13 protein-coding genes, 1 tRNA gene and 3 pseudogenes are annotated in these 18,039 nt (G+C 58.0%); 7 read left to right on the forward strand and 10 right to left on the reverse strand.

The window, feature by feature from the left end; translation table 11 throughout:
- Positions 1–32: 32 nt before the first annotated feature.
- Positions 33–3,041: a hypothetical protein gene (locus tag RE6C_RS02460; protein ID WP_008653528.1), complete on the reverse strand. Its 3,009-nt coding sequence runs from the start codon at positions 3,039–3,041 to the stop codon at positions 33–35.
- A gap of 87 nt (positions 3,042–3,128) precedes the next feature.
- Between RE6C_RS02460 and argH the strand changes: the two genes are divergently transcribed.
- Positions 3,129–4,511, forward strand: coding sequence for an argininosuccinate lyase (argH, locus tag RE6C_RS02465; protein ID WP_008653530.1), 1,383 nt, complete (start codon positions 3,129–3,131; stop codon positions 4,509–4,511).
- A gap of 253 nt (positions 4,512–4,764) precedes the next feature.
- Here the strand turns inward: argH and RE6C_RS32040 are convergent.
- From RE6C_RS32040 to RE6C_RS02475, 3 genes are all read right to left on the reverse strand, one after another.
- Positions 4,765–4,839 (reverse strand) — tRNA-Met (locus tag RE6C_RS32040).
- 48 nt (positions 4,840–4,887) lie between these two features.
- On the reverse strand, positions 4,888–5,475 hold the full coding sequence (gene clpP, locus RE6C_RS02470; RefSeq protein WP_007339633.1) for an ATP-dependent Clp endopeptidase proteolytic subunit ClpP: 588 nt from the start codon (positions 5,473–5,475) through the stop codon (positions 4,888–4,890).
- A gap of 58 nt (positions 5,476–5,533) precedes the next feature.
- Complete coding sequence (locus tag RE6C_RS02475; protein ID WP_007327156.1) at positions 5,534–6,151, reverse strand: ClpP family protease; 618 nt, start codon at positions 6,149–6,151, stop codon at positions 5,534–5,536.
- A gap of 335 nt (positions 6,152–6,486) precedes the next feature.
- Here RE6C_RS02475 and RE6C_RS02480 point away from each other — a divergent pair, with 335 nt between their 5' ends.
- Positions 6,487–7,338, forward strand: a complete 852-nt coding sequence (locus RE6C_RS02480) for an SGNH/GDSL hydrolase family protein (RefSeq protein WP_008653535.1) — start codon at positions 6,487–6,489, stop codon at positions 7,336–7,338.
- A gap of 109 nt (positions 7,339–7,447) precedes the next feature.
- On the opposite strand, the gene RE6C_RS02485 is transcribed toward RE6C_RS02480, so the two are convergent.
- Positions 7,448–8,446, reverse strand: coding sequence for an NHL repeat-containing protein (locus tag RE6C_RS02485; RefSeq protein WP_008653536.1), 999 nt, complete (start codon positions 8,444–8,446; stop codon positions 7,448–7,450).
- Positions 8,447–8,483: 37 nt separating this feature from the next.
- Between RE6C_RS02485 and RE6C_RS02490 the strand changes: the two genes are divergently transcribed.
- The 5 genes and pseudogenes from RE6C_RS02490 to RE6C_RS33420 all read left to right on the forward strand — a co-directional run.
- Complete coding sequence (locus RE6C_RS02490) at positions 8,484–9,869, forward strand: arsenate reductase/protein-tyrosine-phosphatase family protein (protein ID WP_008653537.1); 1,386 nt, start codon at positions 8,484–8,486, stop codon at positions 9,867–9,869.
- Between the two features lie 3 nt (positions 9,870–9,872).
- Positions 9,873–10,346: a ribose 5-phosphate isomerase B gene (rpiB, locus tag RE6C_RS02495; RefSeq protein ID WP_008653539.1), complete on the forward strand. Its 474-nt coding sequence runs from the start codon at positions 9,873–9,875 to the stop codon at positions 10,344–10,346.
- Between the two features lie 3 nt (positions 10,347–10,349).
- Positions 10,350–11,480, forward strand: a complete 1,131-nt coding sequence (locus tag RE6C_RS02500; RefSeq protein WP_008653540.1) for a DNA polymerase III subunit — start codon at positions 10,350–10,352, stop codon at positions 11,478–11,480.
- A pseudogene (locus RE6C_RS33415) lies at positions 11,462–11,530 on the forward strand (hypothetical protein); the annotation flags it as partial. The gene RE6C_RS02500 and the pseudogene RE6C_RS33415, both read left to right, overlap by 19 nt.
- A pseudogene (locus RE6C_RS33420) lies at positions 11,512–11,661 on the forward strand (hypothetical protein); the annotation flags it as partial. The pseudogenes RE6C_RS33415 and RE6C_RS33420, both read left to right, overlap by 19 nt.
- Before the next feature lie 29 nt (positions 11,662–11,690).
- Here the strand turns inward: RE6C_RS33420 and RE6C_RS02505 are convergent.
- The 5 genes and pseudogenes from RE6C_RS02505 to pgsA form a co-directional block, all read right to left on the reverse strand.
- The gene (locus RE6C_RS02505; protein WP_039961011.1) at positions 11,691–12,659 is read right to left on the reverse strand and encodes an IS4 family transposase; all 969 of its coding nucleotides are present in this window, start codon (positions 12,657–12,659) and stop codon (positions 11,691–11,693) included.
- Between the two features lie 335 nt (positions 12,660–12,994).
- Positions 12,995–13,432: pseudogene (locus tag RE6C_RS33425) on the reverse strand (hypothetical protein); the annotation flags it as partial.
- 12 nt (positions 13,433–13,444) lie between these two features.
- Complete coding sequence (gene uvrA / locus RE6C_RS02520; RefSeq protein ID WP_008653545.1) at positions 13,445–15,964, reverse strand: excinuclease ABC subunit UvrA; 2,520 nt, start codon at positions 15,962–15,964, stop codon at positions 13,445–13,447.
- The gene (locus tag RE6C_RS02525; protein WP_236617892.1) at positions 15,961–17,292 is read right to left on the reverse strand and encodes a CPBP family intramembrane glutamic endopeptidase; all 1,332 of its coding nucleotides are present in this window, start codon (positions 17,290–17,292) and stop codon (positions 15,961–15,963) included. The genes uvrA and RE6C_RS02525 overlap by 4 nt, the downstream gene beginning before the upstream one ends.
- Positions 17,289–18,023: a CDP-diacylglycerol--glycerol-3-phosphate 3-phosphatidyltransferase gene (gene pgsA / locus RE6C_RS02530; RefSeq protein ID WP_008653548.1), complete on the reverse strand. Its 735-nt coding sequence runs from the start codon at positions 18,021–18,023 to the stop codon at positions 17,289–17,291. The genes RE6C_RS02525 and pgsA overlap by 4 nt, the downstream gene beginning before the upstream one ends.
- Between the last annotated feature and the right edge of the window lie 16 nt (positions 18,024–18,039).

The following is an 18,039-nucleotide window of genomic DNA, read 5'->3' on the forward strand; positions in this document are numbered from 1 at the left end:
TCGCACAGTGTCCTGAACGGTCATGCGGGACTCTACTGAGCCCGTGCGATCTCGATCGTTGCATCAGCGATCAACCGGTTTGGATACTGAGTCAAACGTGCCTCAGCACCTCGGAACCAACCCAACAATGGAGTCTGATATTCCGCCGGTACGTACGGTGAGGGACCGAACCGATCGGACGGCCAAGCTGTGCTGACAAACCGTCGCCGAGCGGGATCAAACTGGTAGTCGCCACCGAGCGGGCATTGTGGACGACCACCCAAAACCAACTCGGCTTCGTCAATGGCTTGTTCCACCGGCACGCCCAATTGAGCCACCAACGAATTCAAAAACTCGGCTCCCGCCAGACTGGCCGTTGCCGCTCGCTCGTAAAGCTGTTGATTCACCCACCCTTCCAGCTTCGTGCCTTTCAAGTTGTCAATTCTTCCTCGCACTTGAGCGTGATCATCCACTTCGTTCGCGGAAAGATGCTGCAGCGAAGCGTTCAACACATCGGGTTGGAATGACAACACGCTGAAGCCGCCACCGGTGTAGCGATACAAACCACCGATCAATCGGTTCATCCCTGGTCCAACAGGTTGGCCACGTCCCAGCCCGAGCGGCAATCGATCCAGCGCACCGGGTTGAGGCCACGCACCGAGGTACCCTGGCAGAGTCTTGAGGGCTCGATACTTGCTAATCAAACCATCAATCGACTCAGGTTCAGGCGGGAACGAATCCTTGATGGCAGCGAACAAGTGCGTCGGCGGGCCGAGAGTTTCCGACGCGACGTGAGCTTGCAACGCGACCACGTCATCGGGAGCAAACTTCATCGCGACTTGTGTTGGCGGGCCGAGCTGCTTCGCCCAACTGCCATAGTTCTCCGGTTGCCAAGGTGCGATCTCAGCGTGAATGGTCAATCGTTCGCGACGCTCACCGGCGGTGGGTCCCGTTGGATCGATCGGAAACTCTTCTCGTTGCACGCCAATCACAATCGGATCGAGTGAACTGAATTGATCACTGTACGCGGCAGCAATTTGCCCGTACCAACGTGACTCGCTGGCGGTCACCGTTTCGACAGGATTATCGGCGATCGGCAAGAACGTTCCGCGAGCACCACGTCGTGTGTCGACCAAGTGATTGGCGAATGAAACCACACCGGTTCCATCGGCTCGATCACCAAAATTCTCAGGCAGGAATCCCGCGTTGATCAAACCGTCGATCTCTTGAATCGCGGGTTCACCGGGGGCCGTGTTGGATTGTGCGGCCATACGAGCCAATCGAACCAATGCGATGTCGGCTTCCGCCTGCATCCGCCGACGAAGCTCGATCAAGTAAGAGGGCTCCAACAAACCTTGCAGCATCTCGGCGGAGAAGTAAGCAAAGATGGTGTCGTTGCGTTCCAACGGCATGTAGCTGCGAGCCAACTGAAAATCCGCTGTGGCGGCCAATGACTCACCGGTCTTCGCGACTTCCAAAAAACGGTCCGCAATGGTCTCGCTGTTTGTGACCAAGATGCATGGCCCGGCTTCGACCAAGAACGATCGCACGCGGTTGTCACTGCTGCGAAGCAACGTCGCGGAACCATGCTGCAGATCGACGTTCTTCAGCGTCACTGAGTCATCGCTATCGGCCAACTTGGTGCGGTCGCTATTCAAACTGCTGCGTAGCAAGAACACGTTCTTGGCATGAAACAAAACACCAATTGAGGCCCCGTCGTCCAGGTACATGTCGCGACCAATCAATGCTTGATCTTCAATCACGCTGGGACCCAGCAAACGACTCATCGCATTGGTCTGAACACCCAACTGACGTTCCAAACGTTCCGCGGATTCGTTGCTGATCCCACGCAGCGTGATCATTCGCGAGATGTCACCGCCGTACTCGAGTGTCAAATCGCGAAACCACAGGTAGTTTTCAAACGATCCATAACGAAGATAGAAGCACTCCGGCGGCACGTGCTCCGCCAACACTTCCATCGCGGGCGGCTCGACGGGTGCGGTCGAAACCGGAGGTTGCCAAACCGGCGCGGCAGGCAGCGGCAACGCGGCGACCTGAGTCGGGGTTGGGTCGTTCAAGGTTTGTTGCAGCGGACCACCTGCGGCAGCGACGGCGAACACTTCGTTGGCAACTCCGGCCGCACCACCGATCCACTCGAGCGTGTGAAGCAGCGGGTCTTCCGTTTCAGTTTCGTCACCTCGTCCAAACCAAGGGGGCAACGGCAAATTCAAACGCCCCGACAACATTGCGATCAGATAGGTTGGCACCCACGGCGGAGTGTCGGTTGCATCGATCTGTCGTTTCGCGGCCGCTGTGGTCTCATCCCACCAAGCCGTTTGCATGGTCCGAGCAAGCCCGGGATCGGCCACCGGCCGAACGTCCACCATCGTCAGCGTGCCCAGGTGATCTCGCACGGGCACTGAGAACGGCTGGTCGCCGGTGAAGAGGAACATCACGCGGCGTCCGACCGTTTGTTCCGTCGCATCGTCACTCGATGTCAATTCGCGAATCAGATTGCCGACTCGGTTCAGCAAACGGCCACGGCCGATTTGGGGCACGGGTTGCTCCGACGGCGGACGTCCCACCGTGACACGGATGTCGTTGCTCACCGGATAGAAAATTTTCGTTGTCGCCGGAGCGGGTTCTCCATCGATCGTCAGGGGACCTGGAGCAGGTCCGACGACCGGATTCCGCAGTGGCATTTCGATGACTGCCACGCCGTAAGGCTGGCCCGTGACAGCTTGCACACGAACATCGACCGCATTGGTGGCACCGTTCAGCGGCGGAGCAACCGCACCCTGCGAGAATGGACCTGGCGGGACCTGGCCGGGCTGCCCGAACGGTACCGGTGGAACTGGAGCAGGCTGAAGCGGTGTGGCGGGCAACTGAGCTTTTGCGACCGAAACGTCACCGGCAATCAATAAGCCAAACACCACCCCGGCGGACACCAGCACGGTCACGAGAAGGGTCTTCTCAGAAAACAATGTGCGAATGGGGGTGGATTGTTCAGACGGGGAAGGCATGATCAGTGTCTCGTGGAAGATTGGCAGCGTGGTTTTCACCAGCCGTGTCTTGCGACATTCTATTCGGGCCTGAATTTGGGCACGCGAATCCTGAACATTCGAAACCTCTCACCCAGAAAGTCAACCGTGGCCAGCCCGTCTCGAAGTGGTGTCTTCCAAGCCGAAACCGATGCCCGACTGGAAGCATACGCCGAAAGCATCAGTTTTGACTCGCGGCTGTACGAGCACGACATTCGCGGATCCATCGCCCACGCGAACATGCTTCGCGACGTGGATCTGCTGACGGAAGAGGAATTCAAGCTCATCAAGGACACTTTGGAAACCATTCGAGGTGAACTGGATCGCGGCGAGTTGCCGATGCGGTTCGAACTCGAAGACATCCACATGCATGTCGAACAAGCCTTGATCGATCGGATTGGCGACACCGGCCGCAAACTGCACACCGCTCGCAGCCGAAACGACCAAGTCAGCACGGACACCCGAATGTGGATCCGGCAATCCCTCGATGAAATCGATGCGTTGTTGGTCGATCTGCAAGCCGCGTTTCTTTCGCGTTGTGAGAATGACTTTGACGTCGTCCTGCCCGCCTACACACACCTGCAGCGAGCCCAACCGGTGCTCGCGCCGCACTACTGGCTCGCCTACATCGAAAAACTGGAACGCGACCGGCAACGAATCGCCGATTGCCGAAAACGAGTCAACCAGTGCTCGCTCGGCATCGCTGCTGTCGCCGGCACGACTCTGCCCATCGATCGCCAGCACACCGCGTCGGCGCTCGATTTCGAAGGCATCACCGCGAACAGTCTCGACACCAGCAGCGACCGTGACTTTGTGGTTGAGTCTACGTTTGTGATGTCCTTGATCGCATCCCACCTGAGCGGCTGGGCCGAAGAATGGATTTTGTGGAGCACGGTGGAGTTTGACTTCATCCAAATCCCACAAGCCTTCTGCACCGGCAGCAGCATCATGCCGCAAAAGGTGAACCCAGACACGCTGGAACTCACCCGCGGCAAATCGGCTCGCGTGATGGGTGCCCTGCAAACTCTGATGTTGCTGATCAAGAACTTGCCGCTGGCTTACAACCGCGACTTGCAAGAAGACAAACCACCGTTGTTTGATGCGTTCGACACAACTCGAGCGATGTTGGAGTTGGCCGCGCCGATCGTTCGCGGAGCAGAACTCAAACGGGAATCCATCGCGGCACGGATCGAAAAGGGATACCTCGATGCAACGACGTTGATGGAATGGATGATCGCTCGCGGGATGCCACAACGAACCGCTCATCACTTGGTCGGTGCGATCGTTTCCGAAGCGATGCAGCAGGGCGTGACGCTGTCCGATTTGCCGCTGGAGACTTATCAAAAGCTCAGCGACCAAATCGACGAATCGGTCTATGAAGTGCTTGGCACGGCCAACGCAATCGCAGCGTTCCGCAGCGAAGGCTCCACCGCACCGGCACGCGTTCGCGAGCAGATCAAGCTGTGGACATCACGCCTAGAAAACGCGTGACGAACACATTGCAACCCGTAACCCACCGACGCCCGACGCCGCTCGGTGAGAGATCAAAACAGCTGTAGCCCACCGACGCCGCTCGGTGGGCAGCCTGGGAATTGAAAAAGTGAAATTGACAATTGTAAATTTTAAAATGCTGTGACGCTGGAAGTAGGTTGCCTGAATCCGCGATTTTGCATTTTGCAATTGTCCATTTGCCCTTTGCGATCAGCACCACAAAGACGCTGCAAGAACGCCTCAAGAGCGAGAGTACCCCCTGCCCGATTCGAACGAGCGTTTCCGACCGGATATGGGCCGATGTCCTGGGCCACTAGACGAAGGGGGCGATGCGAGACGGCCAGTCCAAACCGGCCATCTCTTGAATCGCAGGTGATCAGTCGTCGATGCTTTTGACGACCTTGTCGATCAAACCATAACTGCACGCTTCGTCAGCGGACATGAAGCGGTCACGGTCGGTGTCCTCTTCGATCTTTTCGAGCGAGTGACCGGTGTGTTCGATCATGATCTCGTTCATGCGTTGCTTGATCCGGCGCAACTCAGCGACGTGGATTTCCACTTCACGAGCGGTGCCTTGCATGCCAGCAAGTGGCTGGTGAATCATGATGCGAGCGTTCGGCAATGCGAATCGTTTGCCCTTGGCACCGGCGGTCAACAAGACCGCACCCATCGAAGCGGCCTGTCCAATGCAGTATGTCGCGACGTCACACGAAACGAATTGCATCGTGTCGTAGATCGCCATCCCCGCCGTGATGCTGCCACCAGGCGAGTTGATGTACATGTGGATGTCCTTCTTGGGATCATCGGCTTGCAAAAACAGCATTTGAGCGACGAGCGCGTTGCTGATTTGGTCGTCGACTTGTTGACCCAAAAAGATGATCCGGTCTTTCAGCAACCGGCTGTAAATGTCGTACGTGCGTTCTTCGCGGCCGTTGCTTTCGACCACGTAAGGAATGACGGGCATGATGATGTCCTAGTTGTTTTGGTTCGTTGAGAAGGGGAGGTCCGAAGTCTGAGAGGAATCAGTCTTCGTCTTCTTCGCTTGCGGGAGTTCCCAACAAGAGGTCGTCAACGAGCCCATATTCTTTGGCTTGTTGTGCGTCCAAGAAGAAATCGCGATCGGTGTCCTTGGCGATTTGCTCCACCGATTTGCCGCAATGGCTGGAGATGATTTCGTTCAGTTTGTCGCGATAGCGGAACATTTCCGCTGCTTGGATTTCAATGTCGCTGACTTGGCCTGAAACGCCGCCGAGCGGTTGGTGCATCATCACGCGACTGTTTGGCAAACAGAATCGTTTTCCCTTGGCACCACCGATCAACAACACGGCCGCTCCGCTGCAGGCTTCGCCGACGCAGTAGGTTGCGACGGGGCACGACAGCATTTGCATCGTGTCATAAATCGCCAACGTCGCGGTGACGCTGCCGCCGGGCGAGTTGATGTACAGGTGGATGTCTTTGCGACGATTTTCGCTCTGAAGATACAACAACTTCATCACGATTTCGTTGGCATTGGCGTAGTGGATCTCGCCTTGCATGAAAACGATTCGGTTTTCAAGCAACAAATCGCCCAGCGTCATCTGACGTTGGCGTTGATAACTCTGATAGGAAGCCGCGTTCGCGAGACGATGATCCGAAGCCATGGCGTGTTGCGCGTTTAGGTTCTGATCATGCAGGGACGGAAACGGGGAACCAAACGGATCGGACATTCGTGGTAGCCTTTGGCGTGGAATACAGGGTTGCCGTCATGAACAAAAGGCCCAATCGGGGCAAGAAGGTTCAGTGTTCGCGATTGAACACCAGGTGACAAGACGGGTTGACCCGCGAAGGTGTTCTCCGATGCCCTTGGGATGCGTGCTAAACTACGCATCTTAACGTTCCGGCCCGTTTCACCCGCCCTTCACCCCGCCTGACGAAGCCGGCCCCGCCACCGGCAACGCCCCCCGCCCCACACGCTCCCCACCCCAGGTTCCACACCATGCGTTTGAAAACGATTGTCTTTCGCCAGCCCGCCGATTCACTTCCTGCCAGTCCACGATTCACTTCCGCCCGTTTAACGGCGTGTATTTTGGGCGGATTCGCCTGCCTTTCGATTTTTTCCGGCACGCATTTTCGCAGTGCGGAGGCTCAAGACGTTTCCGCGGCAGGTGTCTCCAGCCAAACATCCGAGAGCGATGCCGATGTCTTGGCTCCCTATCGCGAAGCGGCCACCAAACGCTGGGAAAAGGAGATCCAGAAATACGAGACTCTCGACGCGAAAACCACTGATCCGGCGGACGGAATTTTGCTGATCGGCAGCAGTAGCATTCGCCGCTGGGATTCCGCCGCCGAAGACTTGGCACCATTTCGAGTCATCCCCAGGGGCTACGGAGGCGCCAAGTACTCGGACCTTGCCGTATTCGCTGAGCGGCTGATCACGCCCCATGATTTCCGTGCTGTGGTGATCTTCGTTGGCAACGACATCTCGGGCAAAGAAAACGATGCAACGCCCGAGGAAGTCAAACGATTGGTTCGCCACGTCGTCGCTGTTACCCGCGAGCATCGCCCGGGCGCACCTGTATTGCTGGTCGAAGTCACGCCGACACGCTCACGCTACGACGCCTGGCCAAAAATTCGCGAACTGAACGCGATGTTGCGAGAAGTTTGCTTTACCGAGCCCAACGTTCACTTCGTCGCGACGGCGGAAACGTTTTTGACGCACGACAATCAACCGCGAGAAAACCTGTTCGTCGACGATCAGTTGCACCTCAACGAAGAAGGCTACGACATCTGGGGCGACATCATTCGCGATCGCCTGATCGAAGTTTTGCGTGAACAGACACGCGATTGATTCGTCGCCAATGAGTTCGTCGCCCGTTGGCTCCGCCCAACGGAGATCCACCCCCGCAACAGCGAAGTGAGTCGATTGGCCGGAGCCAATCGGCGACATTGGTCACCTGCTAACCCGGCAGCGTGAATCGCTGCACACGGTGGTTGTTGCTATCCAGCACGTGCACACGCCGCTGAGAATCAACGACCAATCCCCAAGGCTCATAGAGCTGTCCGGGGTCATGTCCGGGGGCGCCCCAGGACGAAATGGGTTCGCCTTCGGGAGTCAAACGCTGGACCCGTTGATTACCAAATTCGCAGACCAGCACGGTGCCATCCGGGTCCACCGCGATTCCATAGGGATAGTAAAACTCGCCGAGTTGCTTGCCTTCCTGTCCCCATGATCCAATCCATTGCGGCTCGGTCGTCGAGATATCGTATCGCTGAACACGATGATTGCAGGCGTCCGCGATCCACAGAGTCTGCTCGTGAATGACCAGGCTCTGCGGCCGGACAAAGTGCTGAACCTCGCGCCCCGTTCCGCCCCATTGAGCCATGAAGGTGCCATCGGGATCGAATCGTTGAATCCGATCCGACGCTCCATACTCACCGATGTAAAGACAACCATCGCCATCCACTGCGATATCGGTCACGAAGGCAAACTCGCCGGCACCGCTGCCGGACGTGCCGCCGATTTGATCCTCCGGCAAAAGCTCTCCCGTCGGTGTAAACGCGAGCATCCGATAGTAGTGCGTGTCAGCGACCAGCAATCGGTCTTTTGCACCGTCGAAAACCATTCCCGTAGGACGTCCGTTGTTTGTTTCCGGCGTCGTCCAAGTTCGTAAATGTTGGCCATCGGCATCGAAAACTTGGATCCGACCGGTCGTGTCGACGATGTACAGTTGGTCGTCCGGATCGATCGCCATCGCTCGCGGCTTCAAAAAACGTCCGTCTGAAAACCCACGTCGTCCCCAAACCAGTTCGGGTGTCCCGCCGAACGCGGAAGCAACGCAACCGTTCAGACTCGCAAGGCCAATCAACGATGTCGCTCCGGCCACCAATTGCTGACACGCCTGACGCCGATCAATCGGATTGGATTCAGCGAGATTGATTTGCGATGGTTCGCGCATGCGGCCTACCTGGAGAACGTGGCGTCTGCCGTGTCGCATGCAGGCTGCCATCGATGAGCTCGAATCGCTAGCATATGGTGTCCCGCTAGCGTTTGCTTCTGAGTTTAGCGGCCATCCGCGTCGGATGGATCGCCCACCTCACAAAGTGCCCATGATTTACGACCTGCAAACGACCGACGATCCACGCGATATTGTTCATCGCAGCGTTCAAGCGCTGGTCGAAGGTCAGGTCATCGGCGTCCCCAGCGAGACAGTCTACGGATTGGTGGCCAGCTCACTGTGCCCGGCCGCGGTGCGTCGATTGGCGCAGTGGACAGCGACTTGCCGAGGCTGGTCGACGCAATCGGATGAATCCACAGCGGACCAAGCCGGCTTTGTCGCACCCACGGCCGATGCGGGTTCGATCGCACTGTGTGTTCGCAGCACCGAAGCGGTGGGCGACTTTTTGATGCCAATGACGATCCTGGGCCGACGATTGTCCGAACGATGCTTCCCGGGCCCGCTGACGCTGATCGCGGACTGCGACGATGCGGTTTCGGCAATGAGCTGTTTACCAGAGTCGGTCGCGGGAACCCTACGAGCGGGGGCCGGCCATCGGACCTCCCCAGCGGGTGGTCCGGTCGCATTTCGAGTCTCCGGGCATCGGTTGCTCAGCCACATCCACCGCTACCTGTCCGCCCCGTTGGTCTGGGGCGAAATTGGATTGCCGGACGCATCTCCGCCCACCACAGCGGAGAAATTGCAATCGGCGTTGAACGCCGGAACGGGCGAGTCCTTGCCACTGCTGCTCGACGACGGTATCAGTCGTTATGGTGATGAAGGAACGGTGGTCCGCGTCACGGGCAATCACTGGCACGTCCAGCGAACAGGAGTGATCCAACAAGCTGCCATGAATCAATTTGTCAAACCAGTCATCGCACTCGTGTGCACCGGCAACACCTGCCGCAGCCCCATGGCAGAAACGTTGCTTCGGGAAGCGTTGCGACGTAAATTCGGACGTGAGGATGTCGCCCGTGTCGTTTCGGCTGGCGTCGCAGCGGGACACGGCAGCGGAGCCAGCCCCCAGTCAGTGGAAGTGATGGGCCGGCGCGGGTTGGATTTGACTGGGCACGCCAGCCAACCGCTCGAAGATTCCCTGATGACGATGGCCGACTTGGTACTCACCATGACCCGTCGTCACCGAGATGCGATCGTGGCGGCTTGGCCGGACCGAGCCGAACGAGTGTTCACTCTTCGTCGTGACGGAGGTGATGTCAGCGATCCGGTTGGGATGCCGGTCGACGTGTATGAACAATGTGCAGATCAAATCGTAAGCGAACTGGAAGGTTGGCTGAGCGAACTGCCCCCCGATTTCTTTCCGTCCGATGGCCCAAACGAAGGTCCAGATGACGAACCACCGCGGCACAATGCTGGTTCAGAGTAAGGCATGACAATCAAAGTAGGCCTGGCGAGCGACCACCGTGGCGTGCACATCAAAGCACGTCTCCTGCAAACGCTTCAACGCGAAGGGTTCGAGGTGTGCGATCAGGGCACCGACTCAACCGACCCTGTTGACTACCCCGATTTCGCAATCCGCGTTGCCGAGCAGATTCGCGATGGCAAATTGGATCGCGGGATCCTGATCTGCGGCACCGGGATCGGAATGGCGATTGTCGCCAACAAATTCCACGGCGTCCGAGCAGCTTCGTGCTACGACGAAGTCATCGTGGAAATGTCTCGCCGCCACAACGACGTCAACGTGCTATGTCTGCCGGGTGACCTAATCGGTGAACGCCCCGTCGATGAGTTGGTGTTGATGTGGCTTCGCACAGACTTCGAATGCGGTCGTCACACACAACGTGTCGACAAGATCACCGCGATCGACAGCATCGACACGCCTGACATCAATCGCGGCGTCTAGTTCGTGGCTGCGAAGAAAGCCTCCACGACTCCTCCCAAAGCCGCGAAAACCACGCGAGCAATCGCGGTCGATGCGCCGCCGCTGAAATCTTGGAGCGACTTGATCGGGCACGATTCCTTGATCACGGGGCTCACCGCAGCCATCCGCCAAGGTCGCCTCGGTGGAAGCCTTCTATTCGTCGGTCCCAACGGCGTCGGCAAAACCTCCGCCGCGATTCTGCTTACACAAACATTGTTGTGCGAGCGAAGCACGGCGCGGGACATGGCTCCGTGTGGCGAATGCCCGTCGTGCGTCCAAGTCCGAGTCGGCACGCACCCGGACTTCATCCAAGTTCGCAAACCAGACGACAAAACTCTGATCCCATTGGAACTGTTGATTGGTCCAGTCGACGCCCGTTTGCAAGAAGGGTTTTGCCATGACGTGCACCTGAGACCCATGCAGGCCCAACGCAAAGTCGCGATTCTGCATGACGCTGATTTCCTGAACGAAGAAGGTGCCAACTGTCTGCTCAAGACGCTGGAAGAACCGCCCGCCAATGCATTGATCATCCTGATCGGCAGCAGCGAACAACGCCAGCTTCCTACCATCCGGTCACGATGCCAGGTCCTTCGTTTTCAAACACCGCCTGGCGAAGCGGGTCGAGCGTTGCTGCGAAAACAACTCGATCACTATCAGTCGCAACACGAAGACGAATCGTTGCCGACGATGTCGGACGATGCTCTCGATGCGGCAATCGAGTTGTCCGCCGGCGACATGCATGTCGCCGCTCGGTTGGCTCGCGGAGGTGGCGAACAAATTCGCGAAGCCCTTTGGAATCAACTCGCCGCTCCGGTACCTGACCCAACCGCGATTGTTCGTTTGATCAATGGGCATCTCGACTCGATCAGCAAAGACGTCCCCAAACGACGTGCAGCGCTGCGAGATGTTTTCTCGATCGCGGTCCAGCACTACCGTCGGCAACTGCGATCCGATGCCAGCTCCGGCGAATACGATCCAGCCACCCACCGGCGCCTCGATCGCACCCTGCGAACGTTCCGCGAGATCGACCGCAGTGCCAACCTCGGTACGCTCGTCGACTGCTATGCCTCCGACCTGACCCTGGCCGCCACCGGCGACCGAGGAGCCATCGGCTAGTCGGTCCCGACTGGTCGCACCTCGTCGTAGGTCAGGTTATCACCTGGCATCCAGCCGATGCTTTGGAACAAAGCGAGGCGTCCCGCCAGACTCCCAGACGTACAACCAGCCCCCCGCCAGGCAAGACCTGGCCGACACCGCCGCGTTACAGCTTGTCGACTTAATCATCAACGAGGTTTGAACGCATCTAGGACGGGCACTCCTGCCTTTTTATACCCCACAACTCATTTGCTTGAATGCCGCGAATGCTTCGACGATGGTGGCGAAACGGCTCATCCCTCGCCACAGCGTTTTCGAGCCGGGCGGGCCCTGCGATTTCTTGTTGATGTATCCACCCAGGATAGCAAGCGATGTCCCGAACGCTTCCACAGTTGGCGGTGACTTCGGGTCAACCGGGCGTTTGGTTAGAAACATCATGATCGCCATCCACTCGTCGTCGCTAAAGTAATCTGTGCAAGGCGACTGTCCGTCGTGGCGTGTGGCACCTTTGAGATACTCCACTCGCCAAGCGACCACAGCGAGCATCGAAAACGCTCGGATGGAACGTTCCAACGTTTCGTACTTCATGTCCTCGATGTGAAGGCCGCTTTTGAGTGTTTTGAAGTACAGCTCCACCAGCCAACGAAAACAGTAACCTGTCAAAACTTCGTTGATTTCGTCCACCGTGCTAACTGGCAGCGTGGTCAGAAGCACCCACTTGATCGGGGACTCACCCGATGGTGGATTCAGCTCAAGCGACTCCACTACGTTGATCCAAGTGTCGGCCAGCTTGCTAGTTGCCGATCGTCCCGTTCCAGCAACCTGGACGCGCACGCTGCGAAACTGAACCAGTGCTTCGCGTGATACACGAGCCTGTTTCCGAAGTCGTTTCTTATCATCGGGAAGCACTGGAGCGTCTCGACCGCCGATCAATACCGTTTTCTCGCCACGCCAGGCGACTTTCGAAAGCGCCTCTTCAATTGTCGTGACATTCTCGATCGGCAGCCCGGTCATCACATCAACTGCGGCGACGATCTTCTGAGTCCGGCACTGACGGATGATGAATCCATCGTTCTCTGGGAACTCCGCCGCCTCGGCCAGCAGTTCGCCAATATCGGACTCGCTGTCGGAGAGCTGAATGAATTGAGTTTGCGGAATCGAGCGGGCGATCTGCTCGCCGCTTTGCATTTTTCCATCCATCGACTGCTCTCCTTTTCTTCAAAGCAGCGTCGCTGCCGATCGGCCTTTCGTTGTTTCGCGGCGACCTCCAGCGACGGCACGTCACGAGTCCAAAGAACCTGGTCAACCACGCCCAACGGGATGCCAGAGGCAGCAATGGCGTAGAGTGGATGATAGAAACAACCAACGCGTTTTCCTCCCGACAGCGGCCCAGTTCCACTGACCTGTTGCTTAGGCTTTGTCAGATCGAACTCGGTCGTGTCTTGAGCCAAATAGACCCGTTGGTGCTCGCCGCATCGCTTTCGAGAGCACTGGTGATGAGCGTCGAAGATTGGATCCAGAATGACCTGGGAGTTATCAGCTAGACGATGATTTCCCTTCAGATCGGCTTTGGACCGAGTGCGATCCGGAGTCGACTCGCCGATCGCGGAAGCTTGAGAGACAAACTTAACAATGCGATCGACCTGGCGCTTGTGGCCCAGGTCCAACGATTGAAACTCCTGCCATACCCATTCGACCACCATCCGTGCAACCTCCGTGCGATGAAAATCCAATTCGGAAAATCTTCGCACGGACGCGGCAAAAGGCAAGCAAAAGTTGTGGGGTATAAAAAGGCACTCTTGCCCGTCCGTCGGAGTGATCTCGCACAGGTGAGTGTTCCGGGCAAGCGTGCCCAAGCAACATGACGGATACTCGTGCCCGGGGTGACTTGGACGGGCTGGAGTGACCATCCTACAGGGCAGGCCGCCATGCCTGGTTTTTTCTTCCGAAGATGGTTTCAAACGTGAAATCATTGGCGAGATGACTCACCGCAGCCGCAGGAATTTGCCGGTGGCGGATTCGGGGCAGGCGGCGATGGTTTCCGGCGGGCCTTCGGCGATCAGGTGGCCGCCTTGGGAGCCGCCGCCGGGGCCGAGATCGAGCAGCCAGTCGCAGGCGGCCAGCAGATCGGATTGGTGTTCGATGACCAGCACTGTGTTGCCGGCTTCGACCAAGCGATCGAGCACGACGAGCAGTCGCTGCACATCAGCAAAGTGCAAACCGGTCGTGGGTTCGTCGAGCACGTAAAACGTTTTACCGGTTGCTGGTCGCGCGAGTTCGGTAGCCAGTTTGATCCGTTGGGCTTCGCCACCACTGAGTGTGGTGCTGGATTGCCCCAGCGTCACATAGCCCAGTCCAACGTCGACCAGCGACGTCAGCAAGTGATGGACTTTGGGCACGTTTTCAAAGAACTCTTGGGCCGCGTCGATGGTCATGCCCAGCACGTCGGCGATGGTCGCTCCCTTGAACCGGACTTGCAGCGTTTGTCGGTTGAAACGTTTGCCGCCGCAGCGTGAACACTCGATCAACAAGTCGCTGAGGAAATTCATCTCGATGCGTTCAAAGCCGTTGCCTTTGCACACGTCGCAGCGACCGGCCGGACTGTTGAAGCTGAATCGATTCGCGGCGAACCCGAGCGTCTTGGCCTCCCGCGTGCTCGCGTAGACTTGGCGGATCGGATCCATGACACCGGCGTAGGTGGCAGGACAACTTCGCGTCGTTCGGCCGATCGGTGTTTGGTCGATGGGGACCAGTTTGTCGATGTGCTGAGCACCGGTCAGCCGTTTGTGTGGGCCGAGTTGGTCGGCGACCAATTCCAGCTTGGCAGCCAGAGCCGGGTAGAGCGTGTCAACAATCAGCGAGCTCTTTCCGCTGCCGGAAACACCGCTGACGCCGACCAAGCATCCCAGCGGGATTTTTGCGGTGACATTTTGCAAGTTGTTCAGCGTTGCGCCGCTGAGCGTCAGCTGATGTGATTTGCGAGGCGTTCGTCTTGGCCGGTCCAGTCCAATCTTCGAGCGTCCGGACAGGTAGGCTCCCGTTGGGCTGGCCTCGTCATCGGCGACTTCTGCCGCGGTGCCTTGGCTGACCAACCTGCCGCCGTGTCGGCCCGCACCGGGGCCGATGTCAATCACATGGTCAGCGGCTTGGATCGTGTCCTCGTCGTGCTCGACAATCACGATCGTGTTACCGGCGGTTTGCAATTCCTTGATCGCCGCGAGCAATCGGTGGTGGTCGGCGGGATGCAGTCCGATCGACGGTTCATCCAGGACGTAGCAGACGCCGACCAGGCCGCTGCCGATGCTGGTGGCCAGACGTACCCGTTGCATTTCGCCGCCGCTGAGCGTTTCCGCTGAACGGTCCAGCGTCAGGTAGTCGACACCAACACGGCGCAAGAAATCGATGCGGCGAACGACTTCGGATTGAATCGGTGCGGCGACCTTTTGTTGCAAAGCGTCGAGCGGTCGGGCAACGTTTTCCATCCAAGTTTGAGCGTCCGGCAATGGCATCCGGCACAGGGCGTCGATGGAGACATCGTGAATCGTGACGGCCAGCGATTCGGCTTTCAATCGACCGCCCTCACAAGTCGAACAGGTCACCATGTGCGATTTGTCGCCACGGACGGCAACTTTGCCGAGGCCTTGGCAAGTCGAGCAGGCACCGTAGGGGCTGTTGAAACTGAACGTTCGCGGTTCCAGTTCCTCAAAACTTTCACCACACTCCAAACAAGTCATCGAAGTGCTGAACAGTTTGGTTTCCGGTTCGCCGTCCCCGCGATCGATCAAGGCCGAACACATTCCACCCGCAAGACGCAACGCCAACCGAGTGGACTCATCCAGGCGAGCGTCCACTCCGTCTTTGATGATCAGCCGATCGACGATGGCTTCGATGGTGTGGTTTTTTCGAACCGCCAGTGGCGGCACATCCTCGAGCAAATACATCTCGCCATCGACGCGAGCACGGACCAAACCGTGGCCGGCGATTTGTTCGAGCACATCCGCGTGAGCCCCTTTGCGGCCGCGAACCATGGGGCTCATCAAAGTCAGCTTGGTGCGATCGGGCAACGCCGCCAGGGTCGCGACGATGCGATCAGGTGTTTGGGTGCTGATGGTGCTGCCGCAGGCGACGCAGTGAGGAACACCGACTCGCGCATACAGCAGACGCAGGTAGTCGTAGATCTCGGTGATGGTGGCGACGGTGCTGCGAGCCGAGTGCGAACCGCTCTTTTGATCGATCGACAGTGTCGGTGCCAACCCATCGATCCAGTCCACATCGGGACGGGGAATGGCGTCGAGGTATTGCCGGGCATAAGTCGACAAGCTGTCGATGTATTGCCGCTGGCCTTCGGCGAACAGGGTGTCAAACGCGAGCGAACTTTTGCCGCTGCCGGAGACTCCCGAGATGACCGTGATCGCGTCGCGAGGGATGTCGACGTCGAGGTTGCAAAGGTTATGAACCCGGGCACCTCGAATGCGAATCAAGTTGTCCGTGGACGGCGAAATCATGCCCGCGACATCTCGATCAAAGTCATCATCATGGTCAGTCCGTTGAGCACGAAGTGAACGATGATCGGCGGAATCAGCGAACCAGTCTGGCGATACAGGTAGCCGAGCCCAAGCGACAGGAAGAACAAGGGGATGGGCGCGAGGCCCTGTCCCCAGTGCAGCAACGCAAACACAAGGCTGGCAACGAAGACGGGCCAGATTGCAGTGGGAGTCCAATCGTTGGAATCCGTCTGCATTGCCGTGGGCACTGTTATTGCAAGCGGTTCGGTGCCCGCGGCAGTCCCCGGAGCCATGTAGGCAGCTTCGATGATGGTTTTCGCTTCACGCTGAGGTTCAAACGTGGGGTCACTATCCGGTGTCTCAATGGAGGCGGCTGACTGCTCAAACGATTGTCGCACCATCGAGAGACGCCAGTCGGCCAAGCGTTGCAGGCCGCCCTGCAGCAAGCCGCGGATCCAGAATTCTTCGACGATCGGGGTCACCAATGCAGTCGTTACGAACAGCAATGCGAACACGGCGTAGTTTGGGCCCGTCTCGGATTCGTCCGGTTGAAGTGCGTCCAAAACGGGATGCGAGTATTCCTGCATGAGCGACACCGCAGTCATGATTAACATCGTCGGTGGAAGGATCATCAACGCGGATCGAAACCCGAGACCGATGTCGCCGCGTTGCGGAATCAAACCGATTCGAGAAATGGCGCTGCGATGATTCAGGCACAGGATCATCAACGTGATCACCGTGGCAGTTAGCATCCCCAACGTACTCAGTGTGAGTTGCGGCACGGACAACGCCGGCGATTCTGCCGCCACGCTTTCTTCGGCGGCGTTCGGGGCAGCTTCGTCGGGTTCGCTAATCTGATCAGGGGTTTCCGCGATCGGATCGGTCGCAACCAACGGTTCCGTTTCGGGATCCGATGAGTCTGCGGTTGCGTGTGCCGCTGGTTTTTCAATCCACCCCACGGCTTGAAAGGCACCCTGCAGCAACGAGGAGCTGAAGATCAACGCGCCAATGAATACCACAAAATAGAGTACCGACCAAAAAGGCAGGTGACGCGGCCGGACTGGGATAAAGGCCTTCGCGCCGAATGGACGTTTGCCTCGATACAACAAACGGATCCATTGCGACAGTGAAGTCGCGAATGCGAATATGATAAGGATCGACAAAATCGACAAAGCAATCTCAGGCGGTCCAAGCTCAACCACCTCGGCCGACTCACTTGCCACTTCACTCGCGGTCGTCAAATCCGTTGAGTCCGCCGGTGCGGTGGCATCGCCTTGGGCCAAGAGTGAACATGCCCATTGCGATGTTGTGTGGAACCCGAAACTCATTGGGTCGGGAGCTCGCTGGAGACGGTGCGAAGCTGGGCATCATCTCGTGACGAAGCACTACCTTTGGTCGTTGCGACGTGATTGGTGTGCGAGATGTTATCAGTGGGCATGGCTTGTGAGGAATCTGGATTGGCGGTGGGAGCTTCGGGTTCCGCGGGAACTTCCATCCTCGCGTCGGACTGCATCACGCGTGCTGCGATCAATGTGTAATCGACACCGGAGTAGACCGTCAGCGCGATGGCTGCCCATAGCAATCCCCACGATGCCCAAGCCAACCACATGGGAGCGGGGGTGACAATGTAAGTTAGCAACACGGCAACCACCGCTGCACACTGCAGGACCATCTTCCATTTGCCCAGCCAACTGGCCGAGAAATCCCCGCCGGCACCTTCGATGATGCCGCGCAGACTGGTGACCAACAGTTCGCGGGCGACAACGATGGTGGCCATCCAAGAAGCAACGGGGCTGTCCGGGACCGCCACCAAAGCGATGAACGAACCGCAAATGATGATCTTGTCGACGAACGGGTCGAAGATCCGTCCAAGTTTGGTGACTTGTCCGTATTTGCGAGCCCAGTAACCGTCCATCCAATCCGTCGAGGCCGCGATCAAGAAAACGATCATGGCAGCCAAGTGCATTCCCAACGGGATCAACGCCATCACCGCGATCGCCAAAACGAAACGTGCCGTTGTCAGTGCGTTGGGGACGTTGTAGATCGAAGGACCAGCCATGAGGCGACCAAAATCA

This window comes from Rhodopirellula europaea 6C, from assembly GCF_000338295.1.
In the GTDB taxonomy this organism is placed as follows: domain Bacteria; phylum Planctomycetota; class Planctomycetia; order Pirellulales; family Pirellulaceae; genus Rhodopirellula; species Rhodopirellula europaea.

What these genes read in the sequence shown, in the direction of transcription:
- clpP (WP_007339633.1), bottom strand. Translation starts at nt 5,475, where the DNA reads ATGCCCGTCATTCCTTACGTGGTCGAAAGCAACGGCCGCGAAGAACGC.
- RE6C_RS02475 (WP_007327156.1), bottom strand. Translation starts at nt 6,151, where the DNA reads ATGGCTTCGGATCATCGTCTCGCGAACGCGGCTTCCTATCAGAGTTAT.
- RE6C_RS02480 (WP_008653535.1), top strand. Translation starts at nt 6,487, where the DNA reads ATGCGTTTGAAAACGATTGTCTTTCGCCAGCCCGCCGATTCACTTCCT.
- RE6C_RS02485 (WP_008653536.1), bottom strand. Translation starts at nt 8,446, where the DNA reads ATGCGCGAACCATCGCAAATCAATCTCGCTGAATCCAATCCGATTGAT.
- RE6C_RS02490 (WP_008653537.1), top strand. Translation starts at nt 8,484, where the DNA reads ATGCAGGCTGCCATCGATGAGCTCGAATCGCTAGCATATGGTGTCCCG.
- rpiB (WP_008653539.1), top strand. Translation starts at nt 9,873, where the DNA reads ATGACAATCAAAGTAGGCCTGGCGAGCGACCACCGTGGCGTGCACATC.
- RE6C_RS02505 (WP_039961011.1), bottom strand. Translation starts at nt 12,659, where the DNA reads ATGGATGGAAAAATGCAAAGCGGCGAGCAGATCGCCCGCTCGATTCCG.
- uvrA (WP_008653545.1), bottom strand. Translation starts at nt 15,964, where the DNA reads ATGATTTCGCCGTCCACGGACAACTTGATTCGCATTCGAGGTGCCCGG.
- RE6C_RS02525 (WP_236617892.1), bottom strand. Translation starts at nt 17,292, where the DNA reads ATGAGTTTCGGGTTCCACACAACATCGCAATGGGCATGTTCACTCTTG.
- pgsA (WP_008653548.1), bottom strand. Translation starts at nt 18,023, where the DNA reads ATGGCTGGTCCTTCGATCTACAACGTCCCCAACGCACTGACAACGGCA.